Source organism: Aquimarina atlantica (assembly GCF_000626715.1).
GTDB lineage: Bacteria > Bacteroidota > Bacteroidia > Flavobacteriales > Flavobacteriaceae > Aquimarina > Aquimarina atlantica.
This window is the reverse complement of sequence record NZ_AQRA01000001.1, coordinates 891,510-907,246: the sequence shown is the minus strand read 5'-3', so window position 1 is coordinate 907,246 and position 15,737 is coordinate 891,510. Positions and strand designations below refer to the sequence as shown.

Sequence of the window (15,737 nt, the reverse complement as noted above, 5' to 3'; positions counted from 1 at the left end):
TTGTTATTACTACTTTACTTAGAAATTTCAAAAGTATCGTAATTATGTACTTATTTTAGATTATAAATTAGCTAAATATGATAGTATTATATTTATTATGCCTCAAGAAATATAATTCCATATATTCTTATGTTTGGCGAGTTGCTGATAGGTGTAGAGTAATATTTTATTTTTCTCTAACGATAACGAAGGATCTTCATTCAATATTTTCATAGCATAATACCTTGCTGTTTTTAGGATATCATTATCTCTTACAATATCTGCTATTTTAAGATTAAGTACACCACTTTGCTGGGTACCCATAATATCTCCTGGGCCTCTTAATTTTAGATCTACTTCGGCAATATCAAAACCATCATTGGTACGTACCATTGTTTCTAATCGGGTCTTACTGTCTGCAGATAATTTAAAGCTGGTCATAAGAATGCAAAAACTTTGCTCTGCACCACGGCCTACACGTCCTCGTAACTGATGTAATTGTGATAATCCAAAACGTTCTGCACTTTCTATGATCATTACACTGGCATTTGGTACATTAACACCAACTTCAATTACAGTGGTAGCAACCATAATTTGGGTTTCACCTTTTACAAAGCGTTCCATTTCATAATCTTTATCAGCAGGTTTCATTTTACCGTGAACAATAGAAATTTGATACTCGGGAGGAGGAAAAGAACGAGTAATACTTTCATATCCATCCATAAGATCTTTATAATCCATAGCTTCTGATTCTTGTATCAGTGGATAAACAATATAAATTTGCCTTCCCTTTTGTATTTCTTCAGAAATAAACTTAAATACTTTTAACCGGTTACTATCATATCGGTGTACTGTTTTTATAGCCTTACGACCCGGCGGAAGCTCATCAATTACCGAAATATCCAGATCACCATATAAACTCATCGCCAATGTTCTGGGAATCGGAGTTGCAGTCATCACCAGAATATGAGGTGGATAGGTGTTTTTATGCCATAACTTAGCACGCTGCGCCACTCCAAATCGATGTTGCTCATCAATAATGGCTAATCCAAGATTTTTAAACTGTACTTTATCTTCTAATACTGCATGAGTACCGATTAAGATATGTAACGAACCTTCTTCTAATTCCTCATGGATTTTTCGTCGTTCTTTAGCTGTAGAACTACCCATCAATAATTTTACATTAATATCAAGATCTTTGGTAAGTGCAGCAATTCCCTGGTAATGTTGATTTGCCAGGATTGCGGTGGGAGCCATTAAACAAGCTTGAAATCCATTATCAATTGCTAATAACATTGTCATTAACCCTACAATAGTTTTACCCGATCCTACATCTCCCTGCAAAAGACGATTCATTTGAGCGCTACTACCGATATCATTTCTAATTTCTTTGATCACCCGTTTTTGTGCATTAGTAAGATCAAAAGGGAGGTGATCTTTGTAGAAATTATTAAAATGCGCTCCAACTTCTGTAAATGGAAACCCTTTTATTTTTTGTTTTCGAATTAGTTTTTTAGTGATAAGCTGTAGCTGAATATAAAATAACTCTTCAAATTTAAGCCGATATTGTGCTTTGGATAATAACTCCTGACTTTTTGGGAAATGAATATTAAAAACAGCTTCACTTTTTGAAATAAGTTTAAGATCTTCAAGGATTTCCTGAGACAACGTATCGTAGAAACGTACTTTGGTCTCTACAAACAATTGTTGCATCATTTTACTCATCACACGGTTGGTGATACCTTTATTAGAGAGCTTTTCGGTAGAAGGGTATATGGGTTGCATTACCGTTCTTAGATTTTGTTGGTGCTCTGTTAGTAGCTCCATATCTGGATGTGGCATACTAAAACCATTATAGTATTTGGTTTTTCCAAAAATGACATAAGGCGTGTTGATCTTTAAATTTTCTCGAATCCATTTATGCCCTCTAAACCAAACTAACTCTATAGAACCAGTATCATCTACAAATTTGGCAACTAACCGCTTTCCTTTTTTTTGCTCTACGGTTTTAATATTGATAATCTTACCTATAATTTGTACCTCTGCCGAATTGCGTTGCAATTGATTGATTTTATAGTATTGTGTTTTATCAAGATATCGATTTGGGAAAAAATTGATTAAATCCTGATACGTATGAATCCCTAACTCTGACCGAAGTAAGGTAGCACGCGACGGGCCAACACCTTTTAGATAATCTATGGGAGTTTGTAAAATATTAGGATTCATCATAGCGAATATACTATATTATAGAAATATTGTCAATCTAAAATTTGTAACATAAACAGACTAATTTCGTTATTTTGGCAGAACATTTGATTTACGTGTAGTATGAAATTTATTTTAAGCTTTTTAATACTTGTTTTTTCTTCATTCGGCAATGCTCAGGAAGTAGCTTCTATGCAACTCCATAATGCTAAAAAGGAACAACCCAATGTTGATTTTCAAAATGGTAAAGTCGATGTGACTGTAGATTTTAAATCAAAAAAAGTAAAAGGAAAAGTGACATACACTTTTAAAACAATAGAATCTGTGAAATCTATTTTTATAGATGCTAAACATATGATAATCAATAAAGTGTCTTTGGATGATAAAAATGTAGATTTTAAGTATGATGATAAGAAGATTGTCATTAATTCAGACTTTAAAAGTGAAAGTAAGTATCAAATAGTGATTGATTATGAAGCTAAACCTAAAAAAGCACTTTATTTTGTTAAAGATTATGAAGGTAATGATCAGGTTTGGACACAAGGGCAAGGAAAATACACCTCTAACTGGTTGCCTAGTTTTGATGATATGAATGAGAAGCTTGAATATGACCTCACTATCAATTTTTATAAAGGATACGAAGTTATTGCTAATGGAAAATTGACTAAAACAGTATCGGTTAATGATTCTATTCAAAGTTGGCACTATGATATGAAACGCCCAATGAGTAGCTATTTGGTTGCTTTTGCTATTGGTAAATATGATAAAGTAGTAGAAACTTCGGCAAATGGTACTCCTTTAGAAATGTATTATTATCCCAGGGATAAACATAAATTCGAGGCGACGTATCGTCATAGTAAGCAGATCTTTGATTTTTTAGAAAAAGAAATCGGGTTTTCGTTTCCCTGGCAAAATTATAAGCAAATTCCTGTTAAAGATTTTTTATATGCAGGTATGGAAAATACAGGAACGACTATTTTTTCTGATGCTTTTGTTGTTGATGAAACAGCATTTATTGATCAAAACTATATTAATGTCAATGCACATGAATTAGCGCATCAGTGGTTTGGAGATTTAGTAACCGAAACCGAAGGAACACATCATTGGCTTCAGGAAGGATTTGCAACATATTACGCATTATTGGCAGAAAAAGAAATTTTTGGTGATGATTATTTTCAATACAAATTGTATGAAAGTGCAGAACAACTTACCGAGCTCTCTAAAACAAAGAATGCAACATCGTTATTAGACCCCAAGGCAAGCTCTCTAACATTTTATCAAAGAGGAGCCTGGGCCATTCATGCATTAAGAAACCTGATTGGCGATACGAGTTTTAAAATTACAATCAATAATTATCTCGAGAAACATAAATTTCAAAATGTTACGACCAATGATTTTATAGCAATAGCTTCAGCCGTGAGTGGTACAGATTTAAAAACATTTAGACAATTATGGTTAGAGAATATCAAATTCCCTTCACAAGAAGCATTAGATATACTTGCAAAATCAGATTTCATTAAAAACTATCTGGGTCTTGCACAAGAGCGTACTCAGCCTATGGTAGGAAAATGGGGAATTTTGGCTAAGGCATTAGATTTTCCAACAAATGATTACATTGGTCAGGAAGCTGTATATCAATTAGAAGGGAAAAACTCTCCAGAGATTATTGCCTTGTATGATAAAGCTTTTGAAACCAATAACATTTTTGTACGCCAGGCTATTGCTAATACATTAAGCACAGTTCCTAAGGATTTACAAGAACAATATGAATCTTTACTAAAAGATGCCTCGTATGCTACCATAGAGCCGGCACTTTATCATTTATGGACTAGTTTCCCAGAAAAAAGAAAAGAGTATCTGGATCTTACCAAAGAAATTGTAGGTTTTAATACTAAAAATATTAGAATGTTATGGTTAGTTTTAGCATTAAACACAAAGGATTACCATACCAGCGAACATCAAAAATTTTATCTAGAGCTATCTGGGTATACATCTTCAAAATTTGGATTTAGTACTCGTGAGAATGCGTTTACTTATTTAGAAAGTTTACAAGCTTTTTCAGATCGATCCTTAATAGATCTTGTTGATGGAGCTACGCATCATAATTGGCGTTTTAGGAACTCTTGTAGAAAAATTCTGGATAAAATACTAAAGGACGAAAAATATAAAAAGAAATACGTAGTTTTATTGGGTAGTTTGCCAAAGAATCAACAGGATTTTTTGAAAAAAAAATTAACCCCATAACATAAAATATGCGTGCATTAGTAATTTCTGGCGGAGGTAGTAAAGGAGCTTTTGCAGGAGGTGTTGCACAATATTTAATTCAGGATCTGGGTAGGAAATATGACCTGTTTATAGGTACGTCTACCGGAAGTCTTTTGGTATCACATCTGGCATTATCAAAAATCGAAGAGATAAAAACTTTTTATACTTCGGTAAACCAATCTTCAATATTTAAAAGCTGCCCGTTTACTATTAAAAAGAAAAGAGGATATACAAGTATCAATATCAATCATTTTAATGTACTGTACAATTTGATAAAAGGAAAGAAGTCATTTGGAGATAGCAGAAATCTTAGGAACCTGGTAGAGAATGCTATTTCCGAATCGTATTTTGAAGAACTAAAAACGGGAGAAAAAGATATAGTTATTACAGTAACTAATTTATCTGCTAATGAGGTAGAATATAAATCAATAAAAGAATGTACATATCAGGATTTTTTAGATTGGATCTGGATATCGTGTAACTATCCTCCTTTTATGAGCTTAGTTAGAAAAAACCATTGCGATTATGTAGATGGAGGTTTGGGATCGATGGTACCTATTGAAGAAGCAATAAAGCGGGGAGCAACAGAGCTTGATGTTATTATACTCGAAACAGAAATTAATTATTTAAATAGAATGCCTACCAAAAACCCTTTTACCTTAATTACTAGCATGGTTGATTTTATGATGGATAGGATCGAACATCAAAATATTCGAATTGGTAAGTTTAAGGCAATAGAACATAATGTAGCAATGGATTTGTATTATACTCCTACTGTACTGACTACGAACTCGTTAATTTTTGATAAGGAAAAGATGACACAATGGTGGACAAAAGGTTATAAATTTGCAAAGAAAAAGAACATTTCGAACCCATTATAATATGCGAGCACTAGTAATATCAGGAGGAGGAAGTAAAGGAGCTTATGCCGGTGGTGTAGCGCAATACCTAATTCAGGAACAAGGTAAGAAATATGACCTGTTTCTAGGTACTTCTACCGGGAGCCTTTTAATCTCACAATTAGCTTTGGGTAATATCGAGAAAATGTATGACATCTATACCAATGTTAATCAACATACAATCTTTAATATAAATCCTTTTGTAGTTAGAAGAAAGGGAAATAGAGAGTTTGTATCGATTAACTTTATCTCGTCACTATGGCAATTTATTAAAAGAAAGCGAACATTTGGAGAAAGTAAAAACTTACGACGTGCAATACGTAGAAATTTTTCTGAAGAAGAATTTAAGCTGGCACGTACAAAAGTTGAAGATGTTGTCGTTACCGTTTCTAACCTCACTAAAAATAGTACAGAGTATAAATCCATTAATGACTTTTCTTATGAAGATTTCTGTGATTGGGTATGGATATCGTGTAACTATGTTCCTTTTATGAGTTTGGTTACCAAAGATGGTTGTGAATATGCAGATGGGGGTTTTGGGTGTATGGTACCTATTCGCGAAGCGATACGAAGAGGAGCAACAGAGGTCGATGCCATTATTTTGGAGTCAGAAAATATGGAGCATAATAAAGTATTGGGTAAAAATCCATTTTCACTTATGGTAAACCTGTTTAGTTATATGTTAGACCAGGTCGAAGGCCATGATACGGTATTAGGCAAATTAGCAGCAATTAATAAAGAAGTTCCGTTAAATCTATACTACACCCCATCTAAACTTACAGAAAACTCTTTGATTTTTGATAAAAAATTAATGAGTAGCTGGTGGCGACAAGGGTATGAATATGCAGCTAAGAAAGCAAAAACTGCAGAAGAAAATAAACTTAAAGATATAGATCTTGCAGGATAATTTTTTTAAGATAGATACTCAAATAAGATAGACCTTTAAAATAAATCACCAATTTCTTCTTTGATTATTGCAATTGCAGTATCACTGGGAGCACCTTTCTCTATAAGCTCGGTAAGAATTATTTCCCTCATTTTAGTGGCCGAATCCACATCTTCCTTTAGTGCGGTTTTTCGAATTAAAGCAATAGTTGCATTTTTAGAAGCCTTAAGTGTATTCCAACATTCGTCAGAAACATAGATCTGTTGGGTAAGATTATGTTCAAATTCCTGATCAATTGTATGAATTAATAAAGATTCATAGCTTTTTTTATCTTCTGCAACCGGGGCTATTCTGGTTAATAAATTACCCGGTGAGATTCTTTCTAAAAATAAAACCATACGTTCATATGCCTGAAGTCTAAGAGGTAACGATTGCTTTTGATTTTCTCTGTGCAAAAGAAATCTACGACGTTTTTCTTCATTACGAGTATGAAGGCTAAAAAAATAGAATGAAATCACTCCTACAATCACTGCAGGAATAATATTAAAAAGAAGATCAACTATTTTGGATTCCATATGTTGTTGCTTAAATATAAAGTGTGGATTACTATCTCTAGACAAATAAATCAAACTTTTTTGATTTATCTATCTAGATTTACAATAAATTTCTTTTCTCCATAAAATTTGCACCTCACTTCCTGAAACAAATACATAAAAAGGCAATTTTTTCACTGAAAATAGGGATGTGTATACTAAAGATAACCTCTAAGTTTGTTCAGTAAAAAGGAGTACAACAAATTTTTATATATCAATGTCTTTTTAGAAAAAATAAAGCTTTCATGACTCTTTTGTTAGGTTTGTTTTTTTGTTTACATTTAAATTCTTAGAAAATAAGGGGTTGTTGTACTCTTTCTAATGGGAAAATAACATAAACATTAATTATTAATCTGTTCTTATGAAGGAAGCTTTAAGTTTTGACGAAACTCTTATGTCATCTTTAGATACTAAGATTACTGTTTCAAAATGGGATGATACCAAAGAAGCATATGATCAAAAACGATATAAAGATGTTGTTTTGAATTTGTTTGATTATCTGGATCTAGATATTAGAAAAAAATATGGCAATGCAGATGAAACCTATTTTAAGATACCTCATGGCTCTATAATTGTAGAAATTAGCATTACAGATACACATTTTAATGTTAAAGCACCTTTTTTAAAAGTAGGGGAGAATCAAAAAATACCACTATACAGGAAAATTGCTGAGGTTAATTTTTCTCCTCTTAATTTATCGCAAATCAAGCTAGACAATGGTCAGCTTAATTTTTTATATAGCACTCCTTTACATCTATGTGAACCTTTAAAAATATATTATGTTTTAAAAGAAATATGTCATAATGCAGATAACTTTGATGATGAGTTCATTAGTTTGTTTGATGTAGAACAATTACATGATCCACATATCGAGAATTATAGTCAGGAAGTTTTGGATACGATTTGGGAAAAGCTTAATTCGTATTTAAAAGAAGCAGATCAATATATAGAGTATTTTGATCAGACCAGGGTGGGGTACTATAATTGGGATATTATTAATATTACATTAAAGCGTATAGATTATCTAATGGCTCCCCATGGTAAGCTAAGAACAGATATCGAAAATCAAGTAAATGATCTGTATTCACAAGATGACATGCAAAATCGTATTCAGAGAGGAAAAAAGTTTTTGGATACATTGAAAAATAAAACCAAAGAAGAACTTTTGGCAGATTTCTATATCTCAGAATCATTCGTACCTACTAAGATGCGAAGTGAATTAGAGCATCTAAAACAAAGCTGGGAAAGACCTTATGAAAATGCCAAAAAAGAAATTCAAAACAAGCAATATATAGCAGCGACATTAACACTACTTGTTGCTTTTTATGATTTTTACTACTATAACAACATTCCGGAAGATATAAATTTAAAAATGGTGAATTCACTTAAAAATGCGGCTGGTAAAGAGTGGGAGGCATCAGCAATGTCACTGTTTAATTCGATGGAAAATATTTTAAATGGTAAAGCAGTACAAACTTCGACTCCTAAGAAAGGATTCTTTTCTAAGTTATTTGGTTAGATTATAAATGAAAAAAATTATGAGCAATTTAGATTCTTTAAAAGAAGCAACATTTAAAATACTTACCTCAAGAGGTACAGGGAGTGGCTTTTATATAAAAAGTAAAAATATTATTCTTACTAATCATCATGTTATTAGCGGTTGTAAAGAGGTCGCTGTAGAAGATGATCATCACAATAGAATGCTGGCAAAAGTTATTATGACGAATCCGGATATCGATATTGCAATACTCAAAGTAGAAGAAGAGTTGAATATAGATCATGGTTTTTCTGTAGATAATTCTTTAGAACTTACCAGACAAGAAAAAGTATTTGCTCTTGGGTATCCATTCGGAATGCCTTTTACTATTACAGAAGGTATAGTTTCGAACCCAGAACAACATATGAACGGGAGGTATTTTGTGCAAACAGATGCAGCGATAAACCCCGGAAATAGTGGAGGTCCGTTAGTCACACAAGATGGAAGATTGGCAGGTATAAACTCTTCAAAATTCAATAATGCAGATAATATGGGGTTTGCTATCCCGGTTTCTGAAATTGAGCAGGCTATTGAAAGTATTGAAAATAATCCTGAATTTAAGTTTTCGCTACAGTGTTCATCTTGTTCTGGACTCACATATGTTCCGCAAGATTACTGTAATAATTGTGGAGCAACACTATCTAAAGATGTATTTGATGAATTAGAGCTCAATGAGTTTTCAAATTTTATTGAAGATTCTTTGAAGCAATTAGATATTAACCCTGTTTTAACAAGGACAGGCCAGGAGTTTTGGGAATTTCACCAAGGAAGTTCTCAAATTAGGATTTTTGTAATGAATAGAGAGTATCTCTATCTAACTTCTCCTTTAAACAATTTACCTAAACAAAACCTTGAAAGGTTATATGAATATTTAATTTCTAGTGATCAGGGGCAATTTTCGTTAGGAGTATATAAGAATACTATTTTTATATCGTATAGAATTAGTATCACCGATATATTTCAGGATGAAGCCACCAAAAATGATATTAAACTAAAAATAAAAGAACTCGCTTTAAAAGCCGATGATCTTGATGATTTCTTTGTAGAAGAATATGGCTGTACTATGAGTACATACGCCAAAAAAGTAAGTTAATCATCTAATGTTGTTTTCAGGTTTGTATTTAGCTTAGATAATAAGAAACTCTATTTTTGGTTATAACCACCAAGATATGTACATTCTTTTAAATCTTTTGCACAGGTATACTCAACAGGGGTTTTTGTGTATTTAAACGAATCTTCTAATGTTTTGGTGAGTTCTCCATCATCAACATTAAGATCTACATCCTGCATTGTAAATTGACAAGGATGTTCATATCCAGAAGCATGAGTAATCTCTGTAAATTCTTTTCTGAATGTTTTAAAATATTGTGCCAAGCGATCAGATTTTAATGGAATATCAATTCCTTTCTGTAGCCATGTACTTTGGGTCGCTATTCCACTGGGGCATCGATTCGTATGGCATATCTGTGCCTGAATACAACCAATGCTCATCATAGCTTCACGGGCAACATTGATGCAGTCGACACCCATGGCAAAGGCCATTGCAGCTTTTGCAGGAAAGCCTAATTTACCACTCCCTATAAAAACTACCCGATCTGTAAGATTATGTTTTTGAAAAATTTTATAGATCGCAGTAAACCCATACACCCATGGAAGGGATACGTGATCAGCAAAGCTTGGCGGTGCAGCACCAGTACCACCTTCGCCACCATCAATAGTAATAAAATCCGGGCCTCTATTGGTTTTTACCATTAGTTCTGCTAGCAGTTCCCATTGTTCTGTTTTACCAATTGCAGCTTTAATCCCTACAGGAAGCCCTGTCTCGTTGGCGATATCCTCAATAAATTGTAACAGTTCTGGGACATCAGAAAAAGCTTTATGTGCAGAAGGAGATAATACATCTTTACCTACTTCTACACCTCTTATTTTTGCAATTTCAGGAGTGATTTTAGTGCCCGGTAATACACCTCCTTTTCCGGGTTTTGCTCCTTGTGATAATTTGATCTCAATAGCCCGAATAAATGGATTTCGGGTTACCAGATCTTTCATTTTTTTCATTGAAAAATTACCATTCTCATCCCTTACCCCAAAATATCCGGTACCAAAATGAAAAATAACATCACCGCCGTTACTGTGATAAGGAGAAAGTCCTCCTTCTCCGGTATTGTGATAGGCATTTCCCTTTTGTACTCCAATATTTAAAGACTCTACAGCTCGTGCAGAAAGGGATCCGAAACTCATGGCAGAAACGTTAATAACAGATCCGGGTCGATAAGGTTTCTCTCGTTGGTTATATAACCCCATAACCTTTGCGCAAGGAAGAAAAGATTTATCTTCTCTGTTAGGATGATCCTTATCCATCTTATAAGGGATCATACAGTTTTTTACAAAAATATGCTGATGTAAATAAATATCTCTATCTGTACCAAAGCCTTCGTAATTGTTCTCATTTTTAGAAGAAGCATATACCCAACCTCTTTCAATTCTATTAAATGGAAGTTCTTCTCTATTATTAGCAACAAAATACTGTCTTATCTCTGGACCAATACTTTCTAATAAATATCTTAGATGACCTATAACAGGGAAATTATGGCTTACCGTATGTTTTCTATTAAAAAATACATCGCGAATTGCAACTAGTACAATCGCAATAATGATCCACATCCACCAGGATATTGAACCTAAAAAATTAAATACACTTTCCATTTTATTCTATCTATTGTGCATTAAGATAATCAATAGTTAATTGTGACATTACTTTAACTCCTAATAATAACCCGCTTTCATCTATAAAAAAATCTGGTGTATGATGAGAGGCTGCTTTATTGGTTCCAGGTGTTTTTCCTCCTAAAAAGAAATAAAACCCTGGTACTACTTCCTGAAAATATGAAAAATCTTCTCCTCCTGTAGTAGCCTTTGATAAGATAACATTTTCTTTGCCAGCAATACCTTCAATAGTTGGTAACATCTTTTTTACAAGATCGGGATCATTATATGTTATAGAAGTATTATTTTGAAACTCGATAATAGCTTCACCACCATATGCCTTGGCAATTGCTGGTACCATTTCATTCATACGACGAATAATATGGGCTCTCATTTTTGGATCCAAAGTTCGTACTGTACCAATCATTTCGGCACTTTCGGGAATAATATTAAATCGTACACCACTAGTAATTTTACCAACTGTGATTACTGCAGCTTCATTTACCAGAGGAGATTCTCTACTTATAATAGTTTGTAAACCATCAACAATTTTGGCCGAAATCAGGATAGGGTCTACTCCTGTCCAGGGAGCCGAACCATGCGTTTGTTTTCCTTTTACATTGATAACAAATCGTTCTACTGCCGCCATAGTTCCTCCTGGTTTATAGCGAATTTTTCCAACTTCGGTTCCCGAATTGATATGCAAACCAAAGATTGCATCTACATCTGGATTTTTTAAAACTCCCTCTTTGATCATTAGTTTGGCACCACCTTCTTCTCCTGGTGGAGGTCCTTCTTCTGCCGGTTGAAATATAAATTTAACCGTACCATTTATTTTATCTTTATGTTTTGTCAGGACTTCTGCTACCCCCATTAATATAGAAGTATGAGTATCATGACCACAAGCATGGCTAACACCAACTTCGGTGTCCAGAAAAGTAGTTTTTACAACAGATTTAAAAGGTACATCGACTCGTTCGGTTACCGGTAATGCATCAATATCTGCTCTTAGTGCTACAGTTTTGCCTTCTTTTTCTCCTTTAAGAATAGCTACCACACCTGTTTTAGCAACATTTTCGGTTACTTCTAAACCAAGATCTTTTAAGTGTTTCGCAATTTTCTTTGCGGTTTCAAATTCTCGATTAGAAAGTTCTGGGTTTTGATGGAAATCTCGTCTCCATTCAATTACTTTGGATTCTATTTTTTCTGCAGCAGTATTAATGTCTGGGTCAATTTGTTGTCCCTGTATGGAACAGAAGACCATTAAAAAAATGAATAAAAGAGATGATGGTTGTGTTTTCATACGCTTGTTTTAGTATTTAAAGAGGGCCATAGATAACCTAAGACGATTAAAATAATCATGTTGTGATATGAGGGTTATGATCATATTAGTTTCATTAAGTTTAAAAATTAATAAGTCTGTAGTTTTCGTTTTGTAGTTGTACCAATGCTGTCATTGCCGATAATGCAATTTGTATTTCGGGAAGTGTATCTTCTTTAGAAATATCCCGATACGCGGCAGTCTGCCCACACAAAATTAATTGCACTCCTTTTTTTGCTAAAGCAGAAATAAGTGGAGCATTGGGGTTATCAATATGATATTTGGCTTTATACTTTGCATTATTTACAATATCATTCGCTGCCGAACCATGAATTACTAGTGCAACCTTTAACTTTTCGAGTGGTACACCAGCATCGGCATGCATATTAAGATATCTTGCAGCAGTATTAAAAAGAGGGTTTACTTTTGAACTGTCTTTAAATGTTCTTCCAACATCAAATACAGCTTTTAAATCATGCTGCGTTTTGGTTTTAAAATCCGGGTCACTAACTGTATAGGTTTTACCATATTCAGTTATTATTTTACCTTCTTTAGATTTTTGTTGAGAAAAAATAAAAAAAGGAAGTAAAATAAAAATATAGGATACTATTCTGTTTCTCAAGCTATAATTTTTGCATCTAAAGATATTCAAAAATCTATTAATGGAAAGTTAAAATATTATTTTGATTTTTTATATAAAAAAAGCATATCCCCTAAACTATGGAAGATATGCTTTAATAATTCTTATGTATAGGTTTTACTGTCTTACAAATTTACCAAGAGGTTTGTTGTTAATTAAAATGATATATAACCCATGCGCAAGTTCTGATATATCCATTTCGGCAGTGGGAGCAGTATCAATTAATACCTGCCCTTGTATGTTAACAATTCTTACAGAATGATCATTTATTGTTATGCCATCTATATGTAATATTTCATCATCATTAACCGGGTTAGGATAGTAGGTAAACGTTTTATTCTCCTGACCCAAATTAAGGAGAGATTGATCAACTTCAAATGCTTTAGAAGTTATACTACAACCAGCTTCATTAAAGACTTTTATAGTATGTTCTCCTACTTCTGTGGGTAGATATTCTGCTTGATTAGCATCATTAATAGGTTCATTTTTATAGTACCATTGGTAAGAAGAAAATTGAGATGGCACAAATAGCATATGGTTTTGGTTTACAGCTATTTCTGGTTCTTTGGGATTTTCTGATACAATTGCTTTTACTTCTGCTCTTGTTGTTGTAGTACAGTTATCAATAGCTCCTTCAATATAATAGGTTTGAGTAGCATCGAGTTCAGGAGTCTCATAAGATGATCCAGATGCTATACTGCTACCACCGGTTGCAGTAGTATACCACTTATATTCGCTATTTCCTGATACAGTTATAGTCACAGATTCTCCGGCACAAACATTTTGATTTGTTACAACCGGAAGATTAGGGAGATTTATAGTGATGAAACCAGATTTTTCTTTGGTGTTATTTCCAGAATCATTGGTTGTAGTAAGTGATACAGTATAGGTTCCATTAATTGCATACGTATGTGTTGGGTTTTGTTCTGTAGATGTTTGACCATCTCCAAAATTCCATAAATAAGAACTTATTCTATTGGTAGAAGTGCTTTGAAATTCTACTACAGAACAGTTTGTCGTTGCTTCGAAATCTGATAATGGTGGTTGTTTGTTGTCTCCCGGTATATAATTACCCGAGATAGAATAATTACCCAAAGACGAATAATCAGAATACCCATTGGCTAATGTTCCTTCACCCACACCGTCAATCTCAATATAATAAATTCCTTCTGTAAGGTTTTGATTGATTGATGCTGTAAGCCCGTTTGGATCAGAGAGTGCTACTTCCTGGCCAAGCTCATTAAGAATTCTTACCTGGATGTTTAGATTGGGATAATCGGGATCGGGGTTAAAAGACAGAGATACATTTCCGGTTTCTACGGCAAAAGAGAAAACATCTTTATCGTCTCTAGTACTAATTAATCCAAAATTTTGATCAGGACTTACTACTCCGGATGGAGCTACTTTAATTGCAGTAGCTTCATTGAAGGTATTACCATGGTCATCATTTTGAAAACCAACACCGTTTCTATTACCAGATATAATTGCGATATCATCCTGGGTATTTGTAGCATCAGGGTATTCTCCGCTACTCCAATGCCCTAATGTTTTATTAGCGCTCCATCCCATAATTGGGCTCCATTCTCCATGTCCTGAGTAGTATTCTGTGCCCGGTTTACCGTCATGTGATAATCCCAAAGTGTGGCCAACTTCATGAGATCCTGTCTCACCGGCAGATCTTGTTCCTAAATTATAAACCCAGCATGGGTTATTGCTATTTGACGAAAATGAGTTTAGGTAAGCAACTCCTCCAGAATCTGGAGCAGCATCTTTTGTGGTCGTAAAAATACACATCATTCTACGATTTCTAGGAGCTGCATCAAAAAGGTCTCTTCTGGTAGTAACATTTAGATTAAATGGGCGAAAATCTTCGGCCATGATTTTCCAAACTTTGATTATTTTTTCGTCAGAGAAATTAGGAGATTGCGCATCGATTGTAGCGCCCCCTAGCCAACTTGTATTAGAAACTAATTCTCCATCAAAATCGAGATAAATAATACCAGGTGCTCCCGGAAGGCTTTCTAATTGAGGTGCCGCTTTTGAAAATGTGGTTCCGGTATCTATGTCTTTTGTATTTGCTTTTTCAAAATCTACACAAAGAATTGTGTTAATATCGGTTTCTTTTACAAATACCTGACCATTAGATTCAGAATATAAAGTATATGCTTTTTTTGAATCATGAAGTATGATATTTCCTTTTAACGAAGCATTGGTTTTGGTAAAAGAAAATGAAGATAATGAATGATTATTAACCGTACCTATTAAGGTAAGATCCTGATCAGTTTGATTTTGTACATTAAGTTTAAAAGAAAAAGACTGGTTATTAGCAATTTTAATTACTGAAGGCTTACTTTTTTTGGGGTTAATCAGATCGTTTATAAAATTTTGTTGATTATCTGATATGAGGTATGATTTATCAGATTGACCGTAAGTATTATATCCTCCTATTATCATGATAATAAGAAGAAAATACTGTACTGATTTTCTTTTCATGTTGAGTTTGATTATTAAGTAATTATTTCGACTGCAATTTCTACTACAACTAAATATTCTTAGTTTTAGTATAATAGAGGGTAATATAGATCAAAAATATAAATATTGTAAACTATAGCATACATTGTAAGTAAAATAAAAACAGCATATACGTATTTTTATGTTCGAAATACGTATATACCATTTTTGGAATCTAAATTTAGAATGCTAAAA

11 protein-coding genes are annotated in these 15,737 nt (G+C 33.5%); 5 read left to right on the top strand and 6 right to left on the bottom strand.

Annotation, left to right across the window (positions count from 1 at the left end; all coding sequences use genetic code 11):
• Positions 1-102: 102 nt before the first annotated feature.
• Positions 103-2,205 carry an ATP-dependent DNA helicase RecG gene (gene recG, locus ATO12_RS04020; RefSeq protein WP_034239331.1) on the bottom strand — a complete coding sequence of 701 codons (2,103 nt, stop codon included), beginning with the start codon at positions 2,203-2,205 and terminating at the stop codon, positions 103-105.
• A 102-nt stretch (positions 2,206-2,307) separates the two neighbouring features.
• Between recG and ATO12_RS04015 the strand changes: the two genes are divergently transcribed.
• From ATO12_RS04015 to ATO12_RS04005, 3 genes are read left to right on the top strand one after another with little or no spacing between them, the layout of a single operon-like run.
• Entirely contained in the window at positions 2,308-4,428 is a 2,121-nt protein-coding gene (locus ATO12_RS04015; protein ID WP_034238870.1) for a M1 family metallopeptidase, read from the top strand.
• Positions 4,429-4,436: 8 nt separating this feature from the next.
• Positions 4,437-5,330, top strand: a complete 894-nt coding sequence (locus tag ATO12_RS04010) for a patatin-like phospholipase family protein (protein WP_034238869.1) — start codon at positions 4,437-4,439, stop codon at positions 5,328-5,330.
• 1 nt (position 5,331) lies between these two features.
• Positions 5,332-6,255, top strand: a complete 924-nt coding sequence (locus ATO12_RS04005) for a patatin-like phospholipase family protein (RefSeq protein ID WP_034238867.1) — start codon at positions 5,332-5,334, stop codon at positions 6,253-6,255.
• Positions 6,256-6,290: 35 nt separating this feature from the next.
• Here ATO12_RS04005 and ATO12_RS04000 read toward each other — a convergent pair whose 3' ends face one another.
• Entirely contained in the window at positions 6,291-6,809 is a 519-nt protein-coding gene (locus tag ATO12_RS04000) for a DUF7935 family protein (RefSeq protein ID WP_034238864.1), read from the bottom strand.
• Positions 6,810-7,188: 379 nt separating this feature from the next.
• On the opposite strand from ATO12_RS04000, the gene ATO12_RS03995 reads away from it, so the two are divergent.
• Together ATO12_RS03995 and ATO12_RS03990 are read left to right on the top strand one after the other, a co-directional pair.
• Positions 7,189-8,346, top strand: coding sequence for a type III secretion system chaperone family protein (locus ATO12_RS03995; RefSeq protein WP_131248768.1), 1,158 nt, complete (start codon positions 7,189-7,191; stop codon positions 8,344-8,346).
• A 19-nt stretch (positions 8,347-8,365) separates the two neighbouring features.
• Positions 8,366-9,457 (top strand): trypsin-like peptidase domain-containing protein, encoded by a 1,092-nt coding sequence (locus ATO12_RS03990; RefSeq protein WP_034239329.1) that lies wholly within the window; start codon positions 8,366-8,368, stop codon positions 9,455-9,457.
• A gap of 50 nt (positions 9,458-9,507) precedes the next feature.
• On the opposite strand, the gene ATO12_RS03985 is transcribed toward ATO12_RS03990, so the two are convergent.
• From ATO12_RS03985 to ATO12_RS03970, 4 genes are all read right to left on the bottom strand, one after another.
• A complete protein-coding gene (locus tag ATO12_RS03985; RefSeq protein WP_034238861.1) occupies positions 9,508-11,070 on the bottom strand; it encodes an FMN-binding glutamate synthase family protein in 1,563 nt (520 codons plus the stop codon).
• Positions 11,071-11,080: 10 nt separating this feature from the next.
• Complete coding sequence (locus ATO12_RS03980; RefSeq protein WP_034238859.1) at positions 11,081-12,373, bottom strand: amidohydrolase; 1,293 nt, start codon at positions 12,371-12,373, stop codon at positions 11,081-11,083.
• Between the two features lie 100 nt (positions 12,374-12,473).
• Positions 12,474-13,013 (bottom strand): DsrE family protein, encoded by a 540-nt coding sequence (locus tag ATO12_RS03975; RefSeq protein ID WP_034238857.1) that lies wholly within the window; start codon positions 13,011-13,013, stop codon positions 12,474-12,476.
• Between the two features lie 135 nt (positions 13,014-13,148).
• Positions 13,149-15,524, bottom strand: coding sequence for a PKD domain-containing protein (locus ATO12_RS03970; protein WP_034238856.1), 2,376 nt, complete (start codon positions 15,522-15,524; stop codon positions 13,149-13,151).
• Positions 15,525-15,737 lie beyond the last annotated feature (213 nt).

Coding starts and splice junctions, on each gene's coding strand:
- ATO12_RS04015 (WP_034238870.1), top strand. CDS start 2,308: ATGAAATTTATTTTAAGCTTTTTAATACTTGTTTTTTCTTCATTCGGC.
- ATO12_RS04005 (WP_034238867.1), top strand. CDS start 5,332: ATGCGAGCACTAGTAATATCAGGAGGAGGAAGTAAAGGAGCTTATGCC.
- ATO12_RS03970 (WP_034238856.1), bottom strand. CDS start 15,524: ATGAAAAGAAAATCAGTACAGTATTTTCTTCTTATTATCATGATAATA.
- ATO12_RS04000 (WP_034238864.1), bottom strand. CDS start 6,809: ATGGAATCCAAAATAGTTGATCTTCTTTTTAATATTATTCCTGCAGTG.
- ATO12_RS03980 (WP_034238859.1), bottom strand. CDS start 12,373: ATGAAAACACAACCATCATCTCTTTTATTCATTTTTTTAATGGTCTTC.
- recG (WP_034239331.1), bottom strand. CDS start 2,205: ATGAATCCTAATATTTTACAAACTCCCATAGATTATCTAAAAGGTGTT.
- ATO12_RS04010 (WP_034238869.1), top strand. CDS start 4,437: ATGCGTGCATTAGTAATTTCTGGCGGAGGTAGTAAAGGAGCTTTTGCA.
- ATO12_RS03995 (WP_131248768.1), top strand. CDS start 7,189: ATGAAGGAAGCTTTAAGTTTTGACGAAACTCTTATGTCATCTTTAGAT.
- ATO12_RS03985 (WP_034238861.1), bottom strand. CDS start 11,070: ATGGAAAGTGTATTTAATTTTTTAGGTTCAATATCCTGGTGGATGTGG.
- ATO12_RS03990 (WP_034239329.1), top strand. CDS start 8,366: ATGAGCAATTTAGATTCTTTAAAAGAAGCAACATTTAAAATACTTACC.